We start from the raw sequence: 4617 nt of genomic DNA, 5'->3' as shown, positions 1-4617 counted from the left end.
GTGTGACGAGGGCAGCCGCCATCGGTCAATATATCCAGAAGGAGGGCGTCGCGCTCGAAACTCATGACGCGCGCATCCTCGCAACGCAGGGGGCCGTTGCGGAGGAAATGAAACAGTGGGGCAAGGGCTTCGACAAGCGGCGGGAAAGCGAGGATGTGGCGACGTTCCGGCTTTCGCTGGCAGGGAAGGAGAGTGCCGAGCGCCTTTCGCAGGCAGTTCAGGCCGGATTCGCCGGCCACGGTTTCGCCTATCGTATCGACACACTGCAGGACGGATCGAGTGTCGCGCGTGTCGTCGCGACCATGGCCGGACACAGCGTCGTTCGGGGTGAGGACGGGAACGAGAAGGTGAAGCATCGGTTTCACCTTTCCGATCGGCGTCAGCAGGATCGCCAGTTCTCGGCCCCCACCCGGGCCATGATCGCCTCGCGGATCTCCGAGGCGCTTGGCGTCAAGGAGGATGCCGTTTCGGTGAAGCCAATTGGGGAACCCAGCCACGGCAAAGCCGGTGTCGTGTTCCAGCTTTCGCGCCTTACCCATGACGGAGCGGCGATCGGCGCCGACGGCGTCGCGATCGCGTCTGAGGAGGCGGTTCGGCAGACCGCGCAGTCCTGGGACAAGACCCTGAATTCCTACAAGCCTCGCGACACCATGCACATGATCGTGTCGGCCAAGGCGGGCGAGGACAGGCAAGCTCTGGTAAGGGCCGCGCGTGGGTTCCTGCATGAGCAGTTCCCCAATCACAAATTCGCCTTCGGCATGCACGCCGACATGGCCGAGGAGGGCGGCCATATTCATGTCCATGCGATCGTCGCGGTGAAGGGTGAGGACGGTGAGCGCTTGCGACCAGGTCCGGCCCAGCTTCGCGAATGGCGCGCGCTCTATGCCCAGCACGCACAAGCGCAGGGTATGAAAATCGTCGCGACCTCCGCGGCCTATCGTGCGTCATCACAAAGCTATGGTCCGCGCGACAAGGCGATCGTGGCCACGGCCGAAAAGCCGCGGCCGGGCAGGGAGGCACGGGACCGCGCCTATGCCCGTGCAAACCCGCATGTCATCGCGAAAGCCCGCCAGCGGATCAACCACGCAAAAGCCAACCCGATAAAGGTTCCGATTTCGGCGCGCCAGCTACAGGCCACCCAGGCAAGCCTTCGGGACTGGCGCTCGGTCGCTGCTTCTCAGCCGAACAACGCGATAGTGAGTCAATTCATTGATCGGATGACGAAAGCCGTCCGATCCGGTACTGTTGTGGTCGCTATTCGAGATGGAAGGGGTGTTCGAATGAGTTCAGATGCCACCGCGGACCAGATGCGGGAAAACCTAAAAGAGATCAACGAGACCGTTAACAAGACCGCGGCGATGATGAACGGCCAGACCAAAGCGGAGTTCTTGCGGCGCGCGGCGCCCACCATGGAACTCCTTGCGATCCGGACGGATCTCAAATCCCTGCAGGAAGGTGGCGTCACGCATGTCAGCGAAGACCAGGCCCATCGGATTGCCGGCGCGCGCGCCGAAGCTTTGATCCATCGCGCCCAGGAGATCGAGGCGGCTGAGCGGCTTGAGGCCGATCGCGCTCGCGAGATCCGCAACCGGGCCATCGAGCAGGAGATCCGCGACGAACGAGCTGGATCGGCTGATCCGACCTCGCTTGAGCAGGTTGCGCAAGACCGCGAAATGGTGCGCAACGCCGAAAGCATCGCTGCGAAGGAAGCCCGCGAGGCACAAGCCGCAAGCGAAGCCGCGCGTGCATTGGCGCAGAATCCTAACGAGCGGCTTGATCCCGAGATCGTCAAAGGCGAACGGCTCGAAGAACTGCAGCGCCTGCAGTCGAGGAGCATCAACACCGCTCCGGTCGAAGGCGAGGAGCCGGATTCACAAAAGCCGCAAAAGCAGTAGTTGCCTCGTCATGCAGCACTGGGTGGACTCGTTGCGGAGGCGGCGATGTTGACGAGCGCGTCAAGCGAGAATTTGGCGAGCTTACCGCGCAGCAGATCAGTGGTGCGAGGGCGCGTCAGGCCGAGCCGCTTGGCGGCTTCCTCCTGAGGAATGCCCCAACGCTGGACTGCTCTGCGGATTTCGTAGAGCAGCCCCGAGCGCGCTTTAAGGTTTGCTTCCTCCTGTTCGGTGTCCGCTAGGGCGTCCCAGACGCTTTCATAGATTTCCGCGTTCATCGTTCTGCCTTCCATCGTTTTAGCCGTTGAGCCGCCAGATCGAGGTCTTTAACAAATACGAGCGGTTTATGTGGCGACACTTCTCGGCCATGCCCGCGTATCGAAAACCAACGGCAGCCAGATCCACGACCTTCAGTGCGATGCGCTGGCCCAGGCCGGTTTCAAATACCGAGAACACCTATGAGGACGCCGCATCCGGCCGCAAAGACAATCGCCCTCGTCTGGCGGGCCTGCCTGGAAGCGCTCCGGGCTGGCGACATCCTCGTTGTATGGAAGCTGGACCGCCGCGCGCGTGACCTGCGCTACCTCGTCAATGTTGTCGCTGATTTGATGAAGCGGAACCTCGGCCTGAAGGTGCTTGCCGGTGAAGGCGCGCCGGCGGCACCTCCATTGCCCAACGGTCGCCTAGCGTTTGCGATCCTTACCGGCGACGTGTGCGCCGAGGTCGGGATCACACGACAGACCCTCTCTACCGGTTTGTCGGGCCAAAAGTAAGTTGCGCGCCCATTGAGAAAAGACTGAAATCCTGTCTTGACCTCTGCTGCAGTCGTCTTCTGAAATCGACATCAGTACGGGTAACACGAACAAGACCACCTGGCAGCACGAGCCCGGTCGGCGCGCTGCCGAACGATCACGCCGAGAATAGCCCGGTGCCATTTATATTAGTCCTCAAACAGTATCGCGGCATAGTCCATCGCGCCGTGGAGGACATGGATGATCACAATCTGTTCGCGTTCAACACGGTAGAAAATCAAGTAACCGCCATGAACCCTGCGGCGAATGCCGTGCTGCTCATATCGAGGCACCAAAGGAGAGCCCTTTGGAGCCTCGGCTAAGGCTTCACATTTACCGCGTAGCTCCTGGATGAACGAAAGAGCACGACGAGGATTATCCTTCGCTATGTAGGCGGCAATCCGTTCAAGATCGCTTTCGGCTTCGTCCGAAAACTCAACGATCATGCTGACTTTTCGGCCTGTTCAGCCATAAAGCGATACTTTGCTTCAAGCCGGTCAAAAACGTCGCTGGCGGGTTTCGTTCGGCCTGCATCAGCATCGGCAATACCGCGCATGATTGAGGCGTCAAGGGCGAGAAGGCGCGTCTCACGATCTTGTATCAACCGCACGCCCTCCCGCAGCACTTCACTTTTCGAGCCATAGCGGCCCGTATCGACAAGCTGCTGGATATAGCTTTCGAGCTGTTTACCCAAATCGGCACTGATCATGCGCGAAGCCTCCTTCGGACGAGTTGCGCTCAAGATAGTTCGCTTATCAACTATTATCAAGACACCGGCCGTCTCCCTGCATCAGATTAAGCCGTTTCGGCCGGCGTGTCCCGGCGATCGCCGTGACGTCTAATTTGATCCTGCAACGCCACAATAGCGGCTGACGGCACCCCGTCGACATCCCCGCTATCCACTGACGGCGACAGTGAGCGAGCCCCGGCCTCCACCTCCTGATCGAGCGATGCAAGCAGCGCGGCGATAGACGTGGACTTGTTTCCCGGCCGGACTTGGAATTGCAAGACACTCGCCTTGCCTTCAGATGCACTTGGGTCGGACGCGTTTGATGCTGCCGGCGCCGATCGCCGGCCGAGGGTAGGAAGCGGCCGCGGCGCATCAACGGCCGTCTGATCGGTACCCTTCGGTTTCAACTCCGGGACTTCAGCGGCGTCCTCACTCTTTGCTTCAGCCTCCCCATCGGTTCGACGGCCTGAGCTTGGCAGCGCCCGCGGTGCGTCCGAGCTGTCGCTCTTCACTTTCGGCTTTGACTCAACGGGATCAACCCTTTCAGCCGCCGCACCAATCGCCGGCTGCACCGCATCGGCATAGGCTGTATTGCCCGAAACCGGCGCATCGACGGTATCGGGTTCCCGCAACTCGAAAGGCGCCGCTGGTGCGGTGTTAGCCGCCGCTTCGACGTCCGCCATGGAGCGCAGCGGAAGATCCTGCCAGCGGGGGAGAGGCGGCACTTTCAGGCGCCGGTGCCGAAATTCCCGGTAGGTCGCCTTATAGGGAGCGTCCTTATAGTAGGTGACCTTGCGCACCCTGAAACCTGCGCTCGGGACCAGAACCACGGCCTGCTTCTCCGACATCTGTCGAAGCTCCGCCGCCGTCCGGAACGGCCTTTCCTGATAACTCAGACTCTCGTCTCGGGCCCCGAATATACCTTGACCGGCCCTGATAATCGGTGTGGGCACTTCGATCGTGGTCGGTCCCAGCATTACAGAGACATATTCCGATGTCTCCACATCGTTCATGCGGATGAAAAGCTTCACCTGGCACGCGGACACCGTGGTCTGCCGCGTCGCTTTTCCATAGACTTCGTCGAGCTGGGCGAGGTCCTGCAGGACCAGGACCATGCGGAAGCCATAGCCCGCGTTGATCGCCAGCTTGGACACAATAGACTCCATTTTGCCGAGTTGGCGAAACTCGTCGATCATCACCAGAA

Annotated in this window: 6 protein-coding genes; 2 read left to right on the top strand and 4 right to left on the bottom strand. The window is 60.7% G+C overall.

Annotated features, from left to right (window positions below; translation table 11 throughout):
* Nucleotides 1-155 precede the first annotated feature (155 nt).
* Nucleotides 156-1895, top strand: coding sequence for a hypothetical protein (locus EN749_RS31050; RefSeq protein ID WP_245491531.1), 1740 nt, complete (start codon nucleotides 156-158; stop codon nucleotides 1893-1895).
* 8 nt (nucleotides 1896-1903) lie between these two features.
* Here EN749_RS31050 and EN749_RS31045 read toward each other — a convergent pair whose 3' ends face one another.
* A complete protein-coding gene (locus EN749_RS31045; RefSeq protein WP_128364583.1) occupies nucleotides 1904-2170 on the bottom strand; it encodes an XRE family transcriptional regulator in 267 nt (88 codons plus the stop codon).
* Between the two features lie 180 nt (nucleotides 2171-2350).
* Between EN749_RS31045 and EN749_RS31040 the strand changes: the two genes are divergently transcribed.
* Nucleotides 2351-2665, top strand: coding sequence for a recombinase family protein (locus EN749_RS31040; protein ID WP_245491530.1), 315 nt, complete (start codon nucleotides 2351-2353; stop codon nucleotides 2663-2665).
* Nucleotides 2666-2832: 167 nt separating this feature from the next.
* Here EN749_RS31040 and EN749_RS31035 read toward each other — a convergent pair whose 3' ends face one another.
* The 3 genes from EN749_RS31035 to EN749_RS31025 all read right to left on the bottom strand — a co-directional run.
* On the bottom strand, nucleotides 2833-3129 hold the full coding sequence (locus tag EN749_RS31035; RefSeq protein WP_128364582.1) for a type II toxin-antitoxin system RelE/ParE family toxin: 297 nt from the start codon (nucleotides 3127-3129) through the stop codon (nucleotides 2833-2835).
* Nucleotides 3126-3392 (bottom strand): type II toxin-antitoxin system ParD family antitoxin, encoded by a 267-nt coding sequence (locus EN749_RS31030; protein ID WP_128364581.1) that lies wholly within the window; start codon nucleotides 3390-3392, stop codon nucleotides 3126-3128. Before EN749_RS31030 ends, EN749_RS31035 begins: the two co-directional genes overlap by 4 nt.
* Nucleotides 3393-3478: 86 nt before the next feature.
* The coding region (locus tag EN749_RS31025; protein WP_148674724.1) for a type IV secretory system conjugative DNA transfer family protein at nucleotides 3479-4617 on the bottom strand (1139 nt) is incomplete at its 5' end.

The sequence above is a fragment of the Mesorhizobium sp. M7A.F.Ca.ET.027.02.1.1 genome (assembly GCF_004022985.1).
GTDB lineage: Bacteria > Pseudomonadota > Alphaproteobacteria > Rhizobiales > Rhizobiaceae > Mesorhizobium.
The sequence above is the reverse complement of the archived record's forward strand: the minus strand, read 5'-3'. Positions and strand labels throughout refer to the sequence as shown.